Raw genomic sequence first — 16804 nt, forward strand, 5'->3', positions numbered from 1 at the left:
CGGTCAGGTCGCGTCGATCGCTTTCAGCACTTCGGCCGCGCACGCGCCGAGTGTTGTGAGATTGTAACCGCCTTCTTGTACGATCACAGTCGGCAAACCCAGCTCGCGCACGGCCGCGCCCATCTCCGCGAAGAACTTCGTGGGCAACTTGAATCCCCCGATGGGATCGGATTCGTGCGCGTCCGCTCCGAAGGCGAATACCAGGAACGCGGGTTTGAACCGGCGGACCACTTCGATCGCGGCGGCGAGCGCCGGCCGGTACTCCTTGACGCCGGTACCGGGTGGGAGCGGCACGTTCACATTCGCCCCGAGCCCCGCCCCGGTCCCGGTCTCGTCCGCGAATCCGCTAAAGAACGGGTACAGCCCGGCCGGGTCGCCGTGGACAGAAACCGTGAGCACGTCCGCGCGCGAGTAAAAGATGTGCTGCGTGCCGTTCCCGTGGTGAACGTCGAGATCGAGCACCGCGACCGGTCCGCGTTTCGAGAAGCGCTCGGCCGCGACCGCGGCGTTGTTGAAGTAGCAGTAACCGCCGCAGCGATCATGTTCGGCGTGGTGCCCGGGCGGGCGCGTCAGCACGTACACATGCCGCTCGACCCCGTCCGCGATCAGGTCCGCGGCGCGCGCGGCCGCGTTCGCGCCACCGAGGGCCACGGCGAACGTGTTCGGCAGGATCGGCGTGTAGGTGTCGAAGCAGAACTGCCCGCGGAGGGCGCGCGCGCCGGTCGCGCGGGGGTTCGGGCCGAACGGAAACACCGTGGGCCAGAGCTGTTTCGCGGCCGGGTCGCGTGCGCGCCTTGCCTCCGCGCTCGCCTCGCGCAAGTAAGCGATGTACGCCGCGTGGTGGATCGCGGTGACGCACTCCTCGTTCGGCTTCGGCGGCTCCTCGAAGCGGAACCCGCCCGCGGCCTCCAGCGCGGCGCGGATCACCTCGAACCGCGCCGGCGCCTCGTAAGAGGGGATGACCGCGCCGCCCTCCACTTCACCGGGCGGGACGTGCTCCGCGTGTTTCGGGTTCAGAATCACTCGCATCAACCGCCTCCGGCTCAATTCGTTCCAAGTTCCGTGTTCTGCGTTCCAAGTTAATCGAAGCCGAGCCAGTAGCCCACTACGTCAATACTCGTTGACTGCCAACGCGGAACCCGAAACTCCGCCGACCGGCGGCGCGGGGCTTCCGTATAATGCTCATCAAGCAAAAGGTACACAAGAGGGCATCATGCCGCGGATTCTGATTGCCGACGACAACCCGTCCAACGCGGACCTGTTCGACGCCCACCTCGACGGCACCGGGTTCGAGACGAAGCTCGTTTACAACGGCGTGGACGCACTCGCCGCGGCGAGCGATTGGAAGCCGGACCTCATCCTCCTCGACGTCATGATGCCGAAGATGAGCGGGTTCGAGGTGTGCCGCCGGCTCCGCGCCGACCCCGCGACGCGCGACGTCTCCGTGCTGATGGTCACCGCGCTCGATCAGGCCAACGACGTGGAAGCCGCCGTGGACGCGGGCACCGACGACTTCATCACGAAGCCGATCAGCGGGCGCGAGCTGGTGCTCCGCGTGAACGCCATGCTCGCCAGCCGCCACGAGCCAACGACCACCGACCGCGCGCTCGCGTACATCGGGCGGGTGCAACAGGGCCTTTAGACTCGTTTCGTGATCGTAGCGGGCCTGACGAGCCGCGACCGCAAGGGAGCGGGAGGCGTCACCGCTCCCTTGCGGTCGCGGCTCGTCACAAGGACTCGGCGAGCGCCCGGCGCACCGACCGGCGAGAAGACGTTTCGACCAAACTCCGCAACAGTCTCAACTCCAAATGCGTTACCGGCCGGCTCACACCGGCCGTTCGCCAGGACCACCATGTCTGCCAAAGTCATTCTCAAAGCCAAGCGCGCCCAGCCGTTCTTCGGGCGACACCCGTGGGTGTTCGCGGGCGCGATCGAGCGCGTCGAGGGCGCCCCCGCGGACGGCGACGAAGTCGAACTCGTCTCGCATGGGGGGAACTTCGTTGCCCGTGGGCTGTACAACTCGCAATCCAAAATCAACGTGCGCCTCTACTGCTGGGAGGCCGACGTCCCGCTCGACCGGGCGTTCTTTCACAGCCGGATCTCGCGCGCGGTCCAGCTCCGCCACGACGTCCTGAAACTCAACGCTCCGGGAGCCGGGTACCGCGTCTGTTTCAGTGAATCGGACTATCTCTCGGGCATGGTGGTGGACCGTTACGGCGACTGGCTCACGGTGCAGTTCACCGCGCTGGGTCTGGCGAAGCGGCGCGAGATCATTATTGACGTGCTGCGCGAACTGCTGAACCCAAAAGGGATCTACCTCCGCACCGAAAAGGGCATCGGCAAACTTGAAGGCGTCGAGCTGCACGACCAACTGCTCTGGGGCGAACCGCCGCCCGCAGATTTGAGCATCGCGGAAAACGGAATGCGGTTCCTCGTGAACCTCACCGAGGGCCAGAAGACGGGCTACTACCTCGACCAGCGCGACAACCGCGCCGCGGTCGCACGACTGTGTAGCGGGAAGCGCGTTCTGGATGCGTTCTGCTACTCCGGCGGGTTCGGGCTGTACGCGGCGAAGGCCGGCGCGAGCGAAGTCCTCGGTGTGGACGCATCCGAACCGGCGCTGGAACTGGCCCGTCGGAACGCCGCCGCCAACGAACTGAGCAACATCACCTTCGCCAACGCCGATGTATTTAAGCACCTGAGCGAATTGGTCGCTGCGGGGCGCCAGTTCGACGTGGTGGTTCTCGATCCGCCGAAGTTCGCGCGCAACCGCGCCGCGGTCCCAGAAGCGCTCAAAGGGTACCGCCGGCTGCACCAACTCGCGATGAAGCTACTCGCGAAAGACGGGCTCCTCGTCTCGTGCTGCTGTACCGGACTGATCGCGATGGCGGACCTGGAAGAGTTGCTCGCGCAGGTATCGGTCGAAGCGAGACGTGATCTGCAAATCATCGAGCGCCGCGGACCGGCCGCGGACCACCCGGTCGCGGTGACGTGCCGCGAATCCGGGTACCTCAAGTGCCTCATCAGTCGCGTACTGTAGAAGGATTCAGAAAGCGCCACAGATGACGCGGATGAACGCGGATCAGAACCGAAGATTGTTTTAATTCAATTCTTCTTATCTGATCGTGTCTTTATCCGCGTCATCTGCGGCGCTTCTGCTGCTTTACCACCCGGCTACTTGTAGCGCTGGCGGAAAACTTCGGCCATGAGGTTGTCGATGGGGCAGAACTGATCGGTGAGAATGACGCCCGGTTCACGGTCGGTGTACGGCTTGAGGCGCGCGGCCGGCACCTCGATCGTGTACACCGTGTGCAGGTACCGTGCGATCCCCAATTTCGGCGGCGGGCCGTCGTCCTCGTCGGGTTGGAGTCCGGACGCGCCGATCGCGACGGATGCCCCCGTCCACTTCATGCGCCGCTCGAACGACGCCTGATTCACGACCGCGTCGCGAACCGCGTCGAGATTGAAGGGTTTGTCAGAGGCGTAAATTACCAGCACCCGACGGGTCCGGTCCCATGCGGTCCCGGCGGGGGTGCCGGCCGGTTCCGGTTCTTCGGCGGTGAGCAGCACGACGTTCTCCGCCGGGAACGTTTTGGTCAGGGTCGCCATCGCCGCTTTCCACAGCTTGCCGTAGGCGATCGAGTCGATGATGGTGAGCAGGTACGCGCCCCCCGGCTTCAGCGACGCCTTCACCGCGTCGTTGTACTCCTTCGTCATCAGGTGCGCCGGCACCGAGAGGTCGTTCACCGCGTCCTGAATGACCAAGTCGTAGGAACCGGGTTGCGCCTTCTCCGCCACGAACTGGCGCCCGTCCATGTGAATCGCTTGAAGGCCGGGGTAGTCCTTCAGCCCGAGGTAGTCGCGGGCCACCTGAGTCACCTTCGGGTCGATCTCCACAACATCCACCCGGGCCTCGGGCATCATTTCTACCGCGTACCGCGGGAACGTGTACCCGCCGCCGCCGATGACCAGCGCTTTGGGTTCAGCGGCTCCGGTGCGGGCGAGTCGCAGAAACTCCATCTGGGTGTGCTCGTGCCGGTAGTACAGGTACTCGGGGTCGTAAGGGTCGACGCTGGAGTGAACGAGGTGGTCGAGGGTGAGCTTCAACCGCGGGCTGTCCGGGCTCTCGCGGTTCACCTTGATCGTGTAGTAGTTCGACTCCACCTGCGCCACGAACCCCTCGTCCCGGTTGGGGCGCGAGGTGAGGATGAACCCGCCGAAGATCCCGCCGAGAACGATGCTGAACAGGTAGAGCAGCGAACCGGCCCCGGCGGAGTTGTACGCGATCGTCTTGTCGTCCGCGCGGATCGCGCTCTGGGTGTCCTTCCAGATGTTCACGACGAGGAAGCTGGTACACGCGAGCACGAGGGCCGTACAGAGGACCGTGCGGTACATGCCGAGCGTGGAGAGCAGAACGTACCCCGCGGCGAACGTGCCGACGATCGCCCCCGCGGTGCTCCAGGCGTACACGCGCCCGGCGACTTCGCCGACGTGCGCCACGTTGGGGACCGCGAGCCGGATCACCTGCGGGGACACCAGCCCGAGCATGAACATGGGCAGGAAGAACATGCTGAACGTCCAGCCCATCACCTGCGAGATCGGGTCCCAGCCCTCGAACACCTCGTAGCGCGACACGAGGGCCATCGTCACCAACAGGAGGACGGTTACGGCCGCGGCGACGATCAGCGTGGTCGCGAGAAAGAAGCGCGGGCTGAGTTTGGCCTCGGGCCGCGCCGCGCGGTCGGCGATCTGCCCGCCGGTAAAGTTCCCCAGCGCGGTACCGGCCAGCATCACCCCGATGATCCCGGTCCAGGTGAACAGCGACACGCCGAGGTACTGCGCGAGCACCCGCGACGCGGTGAGTTCGAGCGTCATCCCGCAGAAGCTCGCGAGGAAGACGATCAGGTACGCCTGGCGGATGTCGGGGAACGCATGGGGGTTGGAAGAACCTACCCCCGCATCCCTCGCTGAAGGAATGGGGGAGAAAGAATCATCGGGCGCGGACGCCGCTTGCACAGCGGATGGGCGCGCCAGCTCCCCCTTCCCTTCAGGGAGGGGGGACGGGGGAGGAGGTTTCACCACGACCAGCGCCACCACTGCCAATACCAGAAGCGAACCGGCGGAGACCAATATGAGCATGTTGAGAGTGAACGTGGGGATCAGATAGAAGCCAGTGACGTAGTTACCGAGAAGGCTGCCCAGCGTGCTGAGTGCGAAGATCAACCCCGCGACGCGCCCAGTGTGAGCCACGTCCGGCAACCCGAGCTTAATTGCGAGTGGAGTAAGAAGACTGAGAACCAAACTCGCAGGCAAGCACAAAACGGCGGCAAGGATCGGGATTCGCGGCCCGAGCGGGATCGACTTATAAATCTCTGTGGACACTAGTATTTGCGGGAAAAAGTAGATCCACAATGCCGCGACCGCGCCGACGCCGAGTAGCACCGCGAGCGCCTTCGGGGTCGGGTAACGGTCCGCGAGTCGGCCGCCGAAGGCGTTCCCCATAGCGATACCGGCAAGGAACACGCCGATGATGGACGTCCATGTTTCCAAACTGGAACCGAAGAACTTGCTAAGCAAGCGCCCCGCGACCAACTGGAGCACGAGGAGAGCGGCATTCGCAAAAAAGACGACCGCCCCGACACCCACGAGCCGGCCGACCGGCAGTGAGATCGAGGCGCGGACCGGAGCGGGTGCGCTACTCATAGGGGTTATTCAAAGTCCGGTAGTGCGGGTGGTATGTTGCACGCAAAGCTACGTTTGGAACCACCGAACGGCCATTAGGTTCCGGCGGAACGGTAGAATGTTGGGGTAGTGATTGGTGTTTAGTGGTGTGTTTCGTGTTGTTTCTCGTTGCGGCGCTCCAATGTCGCAGCGCCTCTCCTGTCGCCCGCCGGCCCCCACGCCGGCGGATGAGCGACCAAAGAATACGAGCGCCCTACCATTCAGCACCAAGTCCTAAACACCGAGCACCAAACACTGAGGACACCCATGTCTTCCCGCTTCGTCGTCGGTATCGACCTGGGCACCACCAACAGCGCACTGGCCTACGTGGACACCGGCGCGGGCAAGGACGCGAAGGTGACGCCCTTCCCCGTCCCGCAAGTCGTTGCGCAAGGCTCGGTCGAGGACCGGCCGCTGCTGCCATCGTTTCTGTACCTGCCCGGCGACGGGGAACAGCCGGCCGGCGCGATGAAGCTCCCCTGGGACGCCAAGCGCGATTACTGCGTCGGCGAGTTCGCCCGCGTATTCGGGTCGCAGGTGCCGACGCGGTTGGTCGCGTCCGCGAAGTCGTGGTTATGTCACCCCGGCGTAGATCGCAAAGCCCAAATCCTTCCGCACCGCGCCCCAGATACCGGCGCGCGAAAGGTGTCGCCGGTCGATGCCACGACGCGCTACCTGAAGCACATCGCGGAAGCGTGGAACCACGTTATCGCGAAAGACGTTGCGACGAACCGACTCGAAGCCCAGGACATCGTGCTGACCGTACCCGCGTCGTTTGATGCAGGAGCGCGCGAACTCACAGTGGAAGCCGCCCGCGCTGCGGGGTTCGAGCACCTCACACTTCTGGAAGAACCACAAGCCGCGTTCTATGCGTGGCTCGACCGCACCGGCGACGAGTGGCGCAAACAGGTGGCCGTCGGCGAACTGGTGCTGGTCGCGGACGTGGGCGGCGGAACGACCGACTTCACGCTCATCGAAGTCGGCGAGGAAGACGGCAATCTCGCGCTCACGCGCCTCGCGGTCGGCGATCACCTGTTGCTCGGCGGCGACAACATGGACCTCACGCTCGCCCACCACGCGGCCCAAACGCTGGCCGCGAAGGGCACGAAGCTCGACGCGGGCCAGATGGTGCAACTGACTTACGCCTGCCGCAACGCGAAGGAAGAACTCTTCGCGCGCCCCAAGCTCCAGAGCGCGCCAGTAACGGTACTGGGCAAGGGGCGGTCCATCGTCGGCGGCACGATCAAGCACGAACTCTCGCGCGCCGACGTCGAGAAGGTGCTGGTCGACGGCTTCTTCCCGGACTGCGCACGTGACGCAACGCCGGGCTTGGGTCGCAGTTCGGGCCTTCAGGAACTCGGCCTGCCCTACGTCGCAGATGCGGGTATCACTAAACACCTCGCCTCGTTCCTCTCGCGTCAAGCCGAAGCGCTTGCGAACCGCGAAGCACCGGCCGCCGCGAACAAGAAGAAGAAAGCCACTTCGGACGCGGCCAGTATCCCTGGCGCGATTCTCTTCAACGGCGGCGTGTTCAAGGGCGACGTGCTCCGCACACGGTTGCTGGGCGTGTTGGGGGCCTGGGCCAAATCCGCCAAGACCGATGCGACCCGCGAACTCCCCGGTGCGGACCTCGACCTCGCGGTCGCCCGCGGGGCGGCCTACTACGGCTTGGTGAAGCGCGGAAAGGGCGTGCGCATCCGCGGGGGAACGGCCCGCGCGTACTACATCGGCGTGGAAACGAACATGCCCGCGGTTCCGGGGTTCGCGCCACCGATCAAGGCGATCTGCGTCGCGCCGTTCGGCATGGAAGAGGGCACCGAAGCCGACATCCCGAGCTACGAAGTCGGCGTGCGCGTGGGTACGGAGGCGGAGTTCCGGTTCCTCGGTTCAACGGTGCGCCGCGACGCCGCCGGCGTGGTTGTCGAAGAGTGGGAGGGCCAGGTCGACGAACTCTCCCCGGTGAAGACCACCCTGGAGGCGAAGGGCGCGGCAGCCGGCGGACAGGTGGTACCGGTCCACCTTCACAGCAAGGTAACCGCGGTGGGGCAACTGGAACTGTGGCTCCAATCGCGCGACGGCAAGAACCGCTGGAAACTGGAGTTTAACGCCCGCGAGGGGAAGTAGAATGGGGGACAACCCGAGGAGGTACGATCATGGGTGTGCTGAGTGAATACGTGCGGAAGGAAGCGGAGCAACTGCGGAAGGAGATCTACAAACGCGAAGAATCGGTACGAGAGTGGACGTCATCTATCTATAAATTGTACGGTCAAATTGAACAATGGGTCAAAGACGCCGACGGGGGCGCGGGCCTCCTGAAGGTTGTGCGGGCGCCGCGCGCCACGTTCCAAGAACCGCGCCTGGGCGTGTACGAACTGGAGTGCCTCCAAATTGCCGTTGCGAGCAGCCGCCGGGCCGAGATCAGACCCCGCGCGCGACACGTGATCGCAACGATCAAACCACCGGGGAAAGAACCCCAGCGCGCAGACGGAATGATCGAACTTCGGGACGGCAACATGGCCGACTATTACCTCTTTCGGCTGAGGGAAGTAGACGGAGATCACTGGTACATTCAGAGCGTGGCGCGCTGGAATGCCGACCCCAGCGACAGTAGCGTTGAGGAACTCGACCGAGACGGATTTGAAGCCGCGATCCTGCGCATCGTGACGTGACCCCACATGACACCCCTCGACGAACTCGATAACGGGTGGAAGTGGTACCAAGCGGCTCGTGCGAGTCTGCGCCGGCTCGACCGACTGGCCCGGAAATACTGGAACGATCTGCCCTGGCAAGGCGAAGTGGCACTGGAACGGGATAATCTCCTCGGTCAACTCGAACGAGAAACGGTTTCAGCCGACGCGAATAGCGCCGAATCCCGACTCGATGATTTGGCGATTATCGAACTGTTCTCGATCTTCGAGGGAATCGTTCGCACTCTGATTGCCGAACAGGTCCGAGCTGTTTCCGTTAGTTTAACGCATCCGATGCTGAAAGCGGCGGCAAGAAATGCGGTCGAGGCGGCAGAGCATCGATCGTTCGCCGAAATTCTGAAGTCTTACTCGCAAGGCGGTCACGCCGACATCGCCGAGCAAGTTCGACAAGTTCGGCGCTACCGCAACTGGATTTCCCACGGACGGCGCGGGAAGGTGCTTCCGAAAGTCGAACCCAGGACCGCTCACGATCGGCTCCGCAGGTTCCTCGAACTCATCTTGCCTCCACCACCACCGATTGCCGGGGCAGACCCCGTACTACCGTCGGCAATACCATGACTCTTCCCATATGGCTCATCGAGTCCGCTGTGTACGGTTCCGAGATCGAGCCGCTCGCGGCCGAAGTTCGGCGACAGGGAATGGAGTGCCGGTTCGTCGCGTACCGCGAGATCGTGAAGGGGCCGACTCCGCTACCGCCCGGTTCCTGCGCGATCACCTACGGCACGTACCCCACCGTGCGGCACGCGATGCTCCGACTCGGCTGGACTCCGGGCGGGTGGTGCTCACCGGAGAATCTCGATTGCGCCACGTATTACCCACACTTCGCTGATTTCTTGCTCAATCAGCGGCACGAAATCATTACGGGCGCGGACGCGGTCCGCGAGAAGAAGCGACTGTTTCATACGTTCGGCCACAATGGGTGCGTGTTCGCGCGGCCGACGAGCGTTCACAAATTGTTCGTTGGTCGGCTCATCGCGGAAGACGATTTCGAGACCGCACTGGCGCCAACGCGGTACGACCCCGAAACAAAGGTCGTCATTGCGGAACCGCGCGAACTCGGCTCGGAGTGGCGCTTGGTCATTGCGAATGGTGACGTGGTTGCCGCGAGCCGGTACGCGGAAGCCGGCGCGAAGTCTGTCGCGGCCGGGTGCCCGGACGAGGTACTCGCGTTCGCACGCGCGATGCTCGACGCGGTGGAATGGCGCCCGGATAATGTTTTCATGCTCGATGTGTGCGAATCGGTCGATGGGTTGCGACTCGTCGAACTGAACAGCTTCAGTTGCTCGTGGCTTTATGCGTGCGACGTTGAACTCGTTGTCCGCGCCGCGTCGCGGTGCGCGATCGAAGCCCACATCGGGTAACTGCCTTCGGTGCGGGCTTGCTTCCAAAACCCACTCTCATCTCCTTCTCATTAGTCCCCACGCACGTTCGCGGCTACACTCAGTCGCGCATTGAACGTATACGTATGAAATTCACTGGGATCACATGACGACCGGACACGATCTCGCGATGGCCCTTCGGAGCGCGTACCTGGCGATGCACCGGGGCACGGACGCGGTACTCGCGCAGCACGATATCACCGCCGATCAGTTTGTTCTGATGTCGGCGCTGGCGCGCGGCGAGGCGACCACGCAGCGCGAACTCGCCCGGCGCGCCGCGTCCGACCCGAACACGGTCCGGGCGATGCTCCTGCTTCTAGAGAGACGGAAACTCGTGGCGCGGGCACCGCACCCGACCGACGCCCGCGCCCGCACCGTCGCCCTCACCGCGAAGGGGCGTCGTGTGTACGAGCAGTTGTGGGCCGCGAGTGAACGAATCCGAGAACAGTTGCTGGCGACCATTGGCGAGCAGAACGCGGCCCTCGTACTCGCGCTCCTCGGGCGCGTTTCGCGCGAGATCGGCCGTTCGGACGACAAAACAGAACTCGTAACGAGCACAGTTTCATCCCCGATGTGAGGTGAGCCATGCACGGACACTTTTTGGCTTGGGCGGTGCTCCTCGGCTGCGCGGCGGCCCCGGTCGCGGCGCGAGACAAGGAACCGGAGAAGCTCGTACCCAAAAAGTTCGAGCGCGAGGTGAAGATCAAGGTCGAGATGGATTACTTGCTGTACCTGCCAAAGGGGTACGAGAAGGGTGACAAGGACTGGCCGCTCGTGCTGTTCCTCCACGGGGGCGGGGAAACGGGCACTGATCTGGAGAAGGTCAAGATCCACGGGCCGCCCAAACTGGTCGCGGCCGGCAAGGAGTTCCCGTTCATCCTCGTTTCGCCCCAAACGCGGCGGTTCGGTTGGGACCCGGACACGCTCCACGCGCTACTCGACGAAATCACGACCAAGCACAAAGTGGACAAGGACCGCATTTACGTCACCGGGATGAGCATGGGCGGCATGGGTACATGGGCGCTGGCCGCGTCGCGCCCTGACCGGTTCGCCGCGATCGTCCCCATCTGCGGGGGCGGGAACCCGACCGACGCGAAGAAGATCAAGGATCTGCCCATCCGCATCTTCCAGGGCGGCAAAGACCCGATCGTGCGCCTGCAAACGGCCGAAGCGATGATTAAAGCGCTCAAGGACGCCGGTGCGGTGGACGCGGAACTCAAGGTGTACCCGGAGGCCGGACACGACTCGTGGACCGAAACCTACGAAGACCAGAAACTCTTCGAGTGGCTCCTCAAACAGAAACGGGTCGCGAAGCCGGCAGGAAGGGACGAAAAAGTGTCCGCAAAAGATGAGCGGCTCGCGGCCCCGCCGAAGGGGTTCGACGCGAAACGTGATGGGATCGAGCGCGGGAAGGCCGAGACCGTTGAGTACGATTCGACGACCGTCGGCATCAAGCGGAACGCGTGGTCTACACGCCGCCCGGCTATTCCAAGGACAAGAAGTACCCCGTGCTCTACTTGCTGCACGGCATCGGCGATATCGAAACGGGGTGGACGAAACTGGGCGCGGCCGACGTCGTCCTCGACAACCTGTTCGCCGACAAGAAACTGGTTCCGATGATCGTCGTGATGCCCAACGGCCGGGCCGCGAAGGACGTCACCCAACGAACCCCCTGGGACAAGCAGGGGCCGGCATTTGAGGCGTTCGAGAAGGATCTGCTCAAAGACCTGATTCCCTTCGTCGAGAAGAACTACTCGGTGAAGTCCGACCGCGAAAGTCGGGCGCTGGCCGGGCTCTCGATGGGCGGCGGGCAGTCACTCAACTTCGGGCTGACGAACCTGGACACGTTCGCGTGGGTCGGTGGGTTCGCCTCGGCTCCGAATACGAAGCCGATTGGTGACCTAGTCAAGAGCCCGTCCGAAACCACGAAGAAGCTCAAGCTCCTGTGGGTATCGTGTGGCGACGCCGACTTCATCCTTGATGTGAGCAAGCGAGTCCACGCGAGCCTGGACGAACTCAAGGTGCCGCACGAGTGGCATTTGAGTGAGGGCAAGCACGAGTGGCCGGTGTGGAAGGTGGACCTGTACTACTTCGCCCCGAAACTCTTCCGCGAGACGCGGTGACAAAAACGAATTGCCCAACTCCCGAGTGGAATTGCGTTGCCGGGCGAGCCCTCTCCGTTACTCCCACTCCCTGACCCGGACTCGTCCGGCCACCAGCCGGTACCGCTCGGGTAACAGGGGGCGCAAGCCGGGGGCGGAAGAAGTTCCCCCGGCACGCGCGCTCACATTGATGCAAAATCGGTCCAATTATCGAGGTAACCCCGGAGGGCCGGCGTTTCTGCCGCCTTGTCGCGAAGCAGGGTCTTCGCGTTGGAAACGAGCTCTGCTTCCTGCTCCGTGCTCAAATCGCCGGTCAGCACCCGCGTGCGGAGGAACACGAAGTAGGTATCGAGCGCGTCACACAAGCACCGGTCGTTGATCTCCTGAACCGTGCCCTCCGTCGGTCCTTGCTCCACCGACGTGCCCGGTTTGCCGAGGAGTTTCGCGAGGACGTCGAGGCCGCCGGGCAAGCGGCACGCGCCGAAGTTCGTGAACCAGTCGGTCAAGTCAATGGGACCGCGGTAGCGGTCGCGTGCGAGGTAGTAATCGCGGGCCTGGATGCCGTAACGAAATGCCGCCAGTTCCAAAAGGGGCAGGTCGAACCCGCGCCCGTTAAAGGTCACGAGCCGGGCCTTGTAGTGCGTCACCCCGAACCAGAACTGATTAACGATCTCGCGCGGCCGGAAGTGCGGTTCGTCGAGGCACTTGAAGTTGAGCAGGCCAAAATCTGGCCCCACGCGGAGGACGCACACGCACACCGGCACCTGGAAGGTTACCGGCAGGGGATCGCCCGGTTCACGGGCGCGCGCGATCGCGTCGTCCGGCGAGAGATTCTCGCCGGGGTATTTGACGGCCGCGAGTAACCGCCCGTCCGGAGCGCTCGCGCTGTTCACCACAAGGAACGCGGTCCGGGTCCCGGTGTCCGCGGACACCGGGCGCGTATTCGTTTCGGCGAGGGGCATGCGTTGGCACCTAAACAGCGGTTCATCTAGCAATGTCGGCAAAACAGGGATTGTGGTCAACTCCAACCGACTCAAACCCCGCTACCGGCTCAACGTCCCCGCGCCACTTATATCGCCGGCGCCGGCGGCGCGGACTGTGCGGACGGCGCAGCGCGGATCGGCGCGACGGGTTGAAAGATCGGGCGCGGGCCGGCGATCCTGCGCCGTGTTGGTTCCGGGTGGAAATAGTGAGCGGGCGGAGGGGGAGCACCGATTGCCCGCCTTGGTGGTCGGGCGGCGCGACAAGCCGTAATCTCACGTCATGAATCCCACCGAATTGCCACCGGGCGGTGCCGCGCCTCCCGCCCCCCACGCGCCCAAGAAATCCGCACTCCTGATCGTGTGGTTGGTCGTATTTATCGACCTGCTCGGGTTCGGCATCGTTCTGCCCGTGCTCCCGCGCCAGGCGAAGCCGTACCTCGATGCGCTCGCGCTCTCGGACGTCTCTCGCGGGGCCGTGATCGGCGTGCTGTTCTCGGTGTTCTCGCTGATGCAGTTCGTGTTTTCGCCGATGTGGGGGCGCGTGTCGGACCGAATCGGTCGGCGCCCGGTTCTGTTCATCAGTTTGCTCGGTTCGGTCGTCTTCTACGCGCTTTACGGCTTCGCGGTCTCGCTGCCGGCGGGTCAGGCGGAACTCGCGCTCGGTCTGATGCTGTTCGCGCGCATCGGGGCCGGTATTGCGGGGGCGAGTGTGGGCACCGCAGCGGCCGTTATTGCGGACTGCACCACGCCCGATAAGCGGGCAAAGGGCATGGCGCTGATCGGGATCGCGTTCGGGGCCGGGTTCACGCTCGGGCCGCTCATCGCGTACTTCGGGTTGGCGCTGTTCGCACGGGAGCCGTGGGGCGTGGGGGCTCTCGCGTCCGGGTTGTCGCTGATCGCGTTACTCGTTGCAGTGGCGATCTTTAAGGAAACGCGCAACTCGAACAACAAAGCGGCCAAGGAGTTTTTCAGTCTCGCGAAGACGCGCGAGGTGCTGGCGATGCCGACCGTGGGCACGCTGGTGCTCATCTACTTCCTCGCGATCTTCGCGTTCGGTACTTTTGAGGCCACGCTCGCGCAGTTCACGGACAAAGTGTTCGGGCTCAAAGACGACGACAACTTCCTGGTGTTCGCGTTCGTCGGCGCGGTGCTGATGGTCGCGGGCGGCTCGTACCGGCCGATGGTGAAGAAGCGGTCCGAAGTCGGGCTGCTCAAGTTCGGCGTCGGGGCGATGACGATCGGTCTCGCCGGGATCGGGGTCGTGGCGTACCTCGTGCTGGCTCCGGGGGGAAGCACGAGCGACATTGCGAAGCCCCTGTTCTACGTCGCGATGTCCGTCGCAGTGGTCGGGTTCGCGTTCGTGAACCCGTCGGTATCGGCGCTGGTGTCGAAGCGGTCGGACCCGACGCGGCAAGGCGAGGTACTGGGCGTGAACCAGTCGTTCGCGTCGCTCGGGCGCATCCTCGGGCCGTTCCTCGGATCGGTCTTGTTCGACGCCCACGCCTCGCGCACACTACCGTACTTGGGCGCGGTACTCACGCTGTTCGTCGTCGCAGCGCTGCTCCCGCGGTTGAAAGCGAAGGAAGAGCCGCAGATAAACGCCGATAAATAACGCGATGAAGGCAAAGGACAAAATCGCGAAGAGTTTTTGACAGGATCAACGGGATAGACAGGATCAAGAGAAACATAGTTTTCAATCCTGTCTATCCCGTTGATCCTGTCAAAAACTCTTTTCTTGTCTGATCGTGTCTTCATCGGCGTTTATCCGCGGCTCTTCTTCTGCCGGCATTTCGGAAGGGTTCTGATGCTGGACCGGATCGATGCGCGACGGATCGCGATCATCAAGCCGAGCGCACTGGGCGACATCGTTCATTCGCTCCCGGTGCTGACCGCGCTGCGCACGCGGTTCCCCGCGGCCCGCATCACCTGGGTCGTGAACTCGGGCTACGAGTCGCTCCTCACCGGCCACCCCGACCTGACAGACACGCTCCCCTTTGATCGCGGCGCGTTCAAGGGCCGGCGCGCGTTCGCGACCGCGTGGTCGTTCGCGGCCGAGTTGCGCCGGCGGCGGTTCGATCTCGTGATCGACATGCAGGGGCTTTTGCGAAGCGGTTTGATGGCGTGGGCAAGCGGCGCACCGGTGCGGGTCGGGTTCCGCAACGCCCGCGAAGGCAGTCGGTACATGTACACGCACAAACTGGCCTCGCCCCGGGCGCACGCGGTCGATCGGATGTGGGCCGTCGCGGAGGCATTCGGCGTCGGGCACCTGTCGAAAACGTTCCGGGTTCCCCTTCAGCCGGGGGAACTGATCGCTGCACGGAACGAACTCGCGTCGCTGCCGCGGCCGTGGATCGCGGTCGCTGTGGGAGCGAAGTGGCTTACGAAGCGCTGGCCCGTGGCACATTTCGCCGAGCTTCTCACGCGCGCACAGGCGCACTTTGGCGGGTCCGCGGTATTCGTAGGAGCGAGTGACGATATCGCGCTCTCGCAAGAGGTGATCGCGAGCCTACGCGGACCGGCACTGAATCTGGCCGGGAAGACTTCGCTCCCGCGGCTTGCGGCAACGCTGTCACTCGCGGACGTGATGGTTGGGAACGACACCGGTCCGCTGCACCTCGGTGCGGCGCTCGGGCGCCCGTGCGTCGCGCCGTACACCTGTACGCGGGTGGTGCGACACGGGCCGTACCAGCAAGCCGCGAACTGTGTGGAAACAACCGTCGCGTGCGGTGGGAGCTACCTCAAGAAATGCGGTAACATGATCTGCATGCCGGAGCTCACCGCGGACCGGCTCTGGCCCCGCCTGGCGGAGACACTGGATACATGGCAACGAACACACAGTTCCCGTTCCGCCTGATCCTCGCGAGCGGCTCGTGGGGCCGCAAGTGGCTCATGGAGCAGGCCGGTTACCCCTTTGAAGTTAAACCGTCCAACATCGACGAACCGACGGAAGCCCGGTTGGGTGACTGCCGGCACTACGTCGGCGAACTCGCGTGGCTGAAGGCCGAAGCCGTTGCGCTCGCCGAGCCCGATGGGTTAATCATCGCGGCCGACACGGTGGGCTGGCTGCACGGCAAAGTGATCGGCAAGCCGGAAGACGAGGCCGACGCCCGGCGCATCATCACGGCGCTAGCCGGGACCGTTCACGAACTCTGGACCGGCGTGTGCCTCTGGCTCCGCCCCGGCGACCGACAAATCTGTTGGCAGGAGCGGAGCCTCGTGCGCATGAAGGCGCTCTCCGGGGCCGAGATCGATGCCTACCTGAAGACGCGGAAGTGGGAGGGGTGCAGCGGGGCGTACTCGATCGAGTTCCCGCACGATCCGTACCTGACAATTGAAGACGGCAGCGTGAGTAACGTGGTCGGCTTGCCGATGGAATCGCTGGGGCTGGCGCTGGAGTGGATGCGCACGATTCGCGGCGCGGGGTAAAGTGCTGGTTGCTGAATGATTATCGGTCGGGAAGTGAGCAAACAACCGGGGGCGATGGGCGCCCCCGGTTCGTCGTTTTCAACTTACGCCGTCTTGGGCGCGTGTTCGGCGAGGGTCGCCTTCACGAGTTCGACCAGCTTATCGAACGCGGCCGGGTCGTGGATGGCCGTTTCCGACAGCGACTTGCGGTCGAGCATCACGTTGGCCAGTTGCAGCCCGTGAATGAACTCGCTGTACCGCAGCCCGCGCATGCGGCACGCCGCGTTGATGCGGACGATCCAGATGCGGCGGTACTGGCGCTTCTTCGTCTTGCGGTCGCGGAACGCGTACACGCGCGACCGGATGAGCGTGGTCATCGCCATCCGGAACAGGTTGTGCCGACCGAGGCGGAAGCCCTTGGTGAGTTTGCGCGTCCGCTTCTTACGGGCCGCCGTTGTTGCCTTACTACGAGCGCGAACCATGACCGTGATCCCTTATGAAGAATG

16 protein-coding genes are annotated in these 16804 nt (G+C 64.1%); 12 read left to right on the top strand and 4 right to left on the bottom strand.

The features are described from left to right. Nucleotides 1–3: 3 nt before the first annotated feature. Nucleotides 4–1029 (bottom strand): histone deacetylase family protein, encoded by a 1026-nt coding sequence (locus J8F10_RS23285; protein ID WP_210657932.1) that lies wholly within the window; start codon nucleotides 1027–1029, stop codon nucleotides 4–6. A 184-nt stretch (nucleotides 1030–1213) separates the two neighbouring features. Between J8F10_RS23285 and J8F10_RS23290 the strand changes: the two genes are divergently transcribed. Beyond that, nucleotides 1214–1642 carry a response regulator gene (locus J8F10_RS23290; protein WP_210657933.1) on the top strand — a complete coding sequence of 143 codons (429 nt, stop codon included), beginning with the start codon at nucleotides 1214–1216 and terminating at the stop codon, nucleotides 1640–1642. Between the two features lie 210 nt (nucleotides 1643–1852). Then, nucleotides 1853–3040 carry a class I SAM-dependent rRNA methyltransferase gene (locus J8F10_RS23295; protein WP_210657935.1) on the top strand — a complete coding sequence of 396 codons (1188 nt, stop codon included), beginning with the start codon at nucleotides 1853–1855 and terminating at the stop codon, nucleotides 3038–3040. Nucleotides 3041–3174: 134 nt separating this feature from the next. On the opposite strand, the gene J8F10_RS23300 is transcribed toward J8F10_RS23295, so the two are convergent. After that, entirely contained in the window at nucleotides 3175–5703 is a 2529-nt protein-coding gene (locus J8F10_RS23300; protein WP_210657937.1) for a fused MFS/spermidine synthase, read from the bottom strand. Between the two features lie 285 nt (nucleotides 5704–5988). Between J8F10_RS23300 and J8F10_RS23305 the strand changes: the two genes are divergently transcribed. The 7 genes from J8F10_RS23305 to J8F10_RS23335 all read left to right on the top strand — a co-directional run bounded on the left by J8F10_RS23305 (nucleotide 5989) and on the right by J8F10_RS23335 (nucleotide 11931). Beyond that, nucleotides 5989–7845, top strand: a complete 1857-nt coding sequence (locus J8F10_RS23305; RefSeq protein ID WP_210657939.1) for an Hsp70 family protein — start codon at nucleotides 5989–5991, stop codon at nucleotides 7843–7845. A gap of 29 nt (nucleotides 7846–7874) precedes the next feature. Next, nucleotides 7875–8390: a hypothetical protein gene (locus J8F10_RS23310; protein ID WP_210657941.1), complete on the top strand. Its 516-nt coding sequence runs from the start codon at nucleotides 7875–7877 to the stop codon at nucleotides 8388–8390. Between the two features lie 126 nt (nucleotides 8391–8516). Then, a complete protein-coding gene (locus tag J8F10_RS23315; protein ID WP_210657943.1) occupies nucleotides 8517–8987 on the top strand; it encodes a hypothetical protein in 471 nt (156 codons plus the stop codon). Then, nucleotides 8984–9790 (top strand): ATP-grasp domain-containing protein, encoded by an 807-nt coding sequence (locus J8F10_RS23320; RefSeq protein ID WP_210657946.1) that lies wholly within the window; start codon nucleotides 8984–8986, stop codon nucleotides 9788–9790. The genes J8F10_RS23315 and J8F10_RS23320 overlap by 4 nt, the downstream gene beginning before the upstream one ends. Before the next feature lie 124 nt (nucleotides 9791–9914). Next, on the top strand, nucleotides 9915–10385 hold the full coding sequence (locus J8F10_RS23325; RefSeq protein ID WP_210657948.1) for a MarR family winged helix-turn-helix transcriptional regulator: 471 nt from the start codon (nucleotides 9915–9917) through the stop codon (nucleotides 10383–10385). 8 nt (nucleotides 10386–10393) lie between these two features. Beyond that, nucleotides 10394–11428: a carboxylesterase family protein gene (locus tag J8F10_RS23330; protein WP_210657950.1), complete on the top strand. Its 1035-nt coding sequence runs from the start codon at nucleotides 10394–10396 to the stop codon at nucleotides 11426–11428. Next, the gene (locus tag J8F10_RS23335; RefSeq protein WP_210662357.1) at nucleotides 11317–11931 is read left to right on the top strand and encodes an alpha/beta hydrolase; all 615 of its coding nucleotides are present in this window, start codon (nucleotides 11317–11319) and stop codon (nucleotides 11929–11931) included. Before J8F10_RS23330 ends, J8F10_RS23335 begins: the two co-directional genes overlap by 112 nt. Before the next feature lie 161 nt (nucleotides 11932–12092). On the opposite strand, the gene J8F10_RS23340 is transcribed toward J8F10_RS23335, so the two are convergent. Next, entirely contained in the window at nucleotides 12093–12872 is a 780-nt protein-coding gene (locus J8F10_RS23340) for a hypothetical protein (protein ID WP_210657953.1), read from the bottom strand. A 301-nt stretch (nucleotides 12873–13173) separates the two neighbouring features. Between J8F10_RS23340 and J8F10_RS23345 the strand changes: the two genes are divergently transcribed. The 3 genes from J8F10_RS23345 to J8F10_RS23355 all read left to right on the top strand — a co-directional run bounded on the left by J8F10_RS23345 (nucleotide 13174) and on the right by J8F10_RS23355 (nucleotide 16319). After that, nucleotides 13174–14505 (top strand): MFS transporter, encoded by a 1332-nt coding sequence (locus J8F10_RS23345; protein ID WP_210657955.1) that lies wholly within the window; start codon nucleotides 13174–13176, stop codon nucleotides 14503–14505. 192 nt (nucleotides 14506–14697) lie between these two features. Next, nucleotides 14698–15747 carry a glycosyltransferase family 9 protein gene (locus J8F10_RS23350; RefSeq protein ID WP_246523531.1) on the top strand — a complete coding sequence of 350 codons (1050 nt, stop codon included), beginning with the start codon at nucleotides 14698–14700 and terminating at the stop codon, nucleotides 15745–15747. Further along, nucleotides 15714–16319, top strand: a complete 606-nt coding sequence (locus J8F10_RS23355; protein ID WP_210657957.1) for a Maf family protein — start codon at nucleotides 15714–15716, stop codon at nucleotides 16317–16319. The genes J8F10_RS23350 and J8F10_RS23355 overlap by 34 nt, the downstream gene beginning before the upstream one ends. An 83-nt stretch (nucleotides 16320–16402) precedes the next feature. On the opposite strand, the gene rplT is transcribed toward J8F10_RS23355, so the two are convergent. Further along, on the bottom strand, nucleotides 16403–16780 hold the full coding sequence (rplT, locus tag J8F10_RS23360) for a 50S ribosomal protein L20 (RefSeq protein ID WP_210657959.1): 378 nt from the start codon (nucleotides 16778–16780) through the stop codon (nucleotides 16403–16405). Between the last annotated feature and the right edge of the window lie 24 nt (nucleotides 16781–16804).

Origin of the sequence: Gemmata palustris (assembly GCF_017939745.1) — a bacterium.
GTDB lineage: Bacteria > Planctomycetota > Planctomycetia > Gemmatales > Gemmataceae > Gemmata > Gemmata palustris.

Excerpts from the sequence above, each read along its gene's own strand:
- J8F10_RS23345 (WP_210657955.1), top strand. The coding sequence starts at position 13,174 with ATGAATCCCACCGAATTGCCACCGGGCGGTGCCGCGCCTCCCGCCCCC.
- J8F10_RS23330 (WP_210657950.1), top strand. The coding sequence starts at position 10,394 with ATGCACGGACACTTTTTGGCTTGGGCGGTGCTCCTCGGCTGCGCGGCG.
- J8F10_RS23285 (WP_210657932.1), bottom strand. The coding sequence starts at position 1,029 with ATGCGAGTGATTCTGAACCCGAAACACGCGGAGCACGTCCCGCCCGGT.
- J8F10_RS23310 (WP_210657941.1), top strand. The coding sequence starts at position 7,875 with ATGGGTGTGCTGAGTGAATACGTGCGGAAGGAAGCGGAGCAACTGCGG.
- rplT (WP_210657959.1), bottom strand. The coding sequence starts at position 16,780 with ATGGTTCGCGCTCGTAGTAAGGCAACAACGGCGGCCCGTAAGAAGCGG.
- J8F10_RS23305 (WP_210657939.1), top strand. The coding sequence starts at position 5,989 with ATGTCTTCCCGCTTCGTCGTCGGTATCGACCTGGGCACCACCAACAGC.
- J8F10_RS23290 (WP_210657933.1), top strand. The coding sequence starts at position 1,214 with ATGCCGCGGATTCTGATTGCCGACGACAACCCGTCCAACGCGGACCTG.
- J8F10_RS23295 (WP_210657935.1), top strand. The coding sequence starts at position 1,853 with ATGTCTGCCAAAGTCATTCTCAAAGCCAAGCGCGCCCAGCCGTTCTTC.
- J8F10_RS23325 (WP_210657948.1), top strand. The coding sequence starts at position 9,915 with ATGACGACCGGACACGATCTCGCGATGGCCCTTCGGAGCGCGTACCTG.
- J8F10_RS23350 (WP_246523531.1), top strand. The coding sequence starts at position 14,698 with ATGCTGGACCGGATCGATGCGCGACGGATCGCGATCATCAAGCCGAGC.
- J8F10_RS23340 (WP_210657953.1), bottom strand. The coding sequence starts at position 12,872 with ATGCCCCTCGCCGAAACGAATACGCGCCCGGTGTCCGCGGACACCGGG.
- J8F10_RS23355 (WP_210657957.1), top strand. The coding sequence starts at position 15,714 with ATGGCAACGAACACACAGTTCCCGTTCCGCCTGATCCTCGCGAGCGGC.
- J8F10_RS23320 (WP_210657946.1), top strand. The coding sequence starts at position 8,984 with ATGACTCTTCCCATATGGCTCATCGAGTCCGCTGTGTACGGTTCCGAG.
- J8F10_RS23300 (WP_210657937.1), bottom strand. The coding sequence starts at position 5,703 with ATGAGTAGCGCACCCGCTCCGGTCCGCGCCTCGATCTCACTGCCGGTC.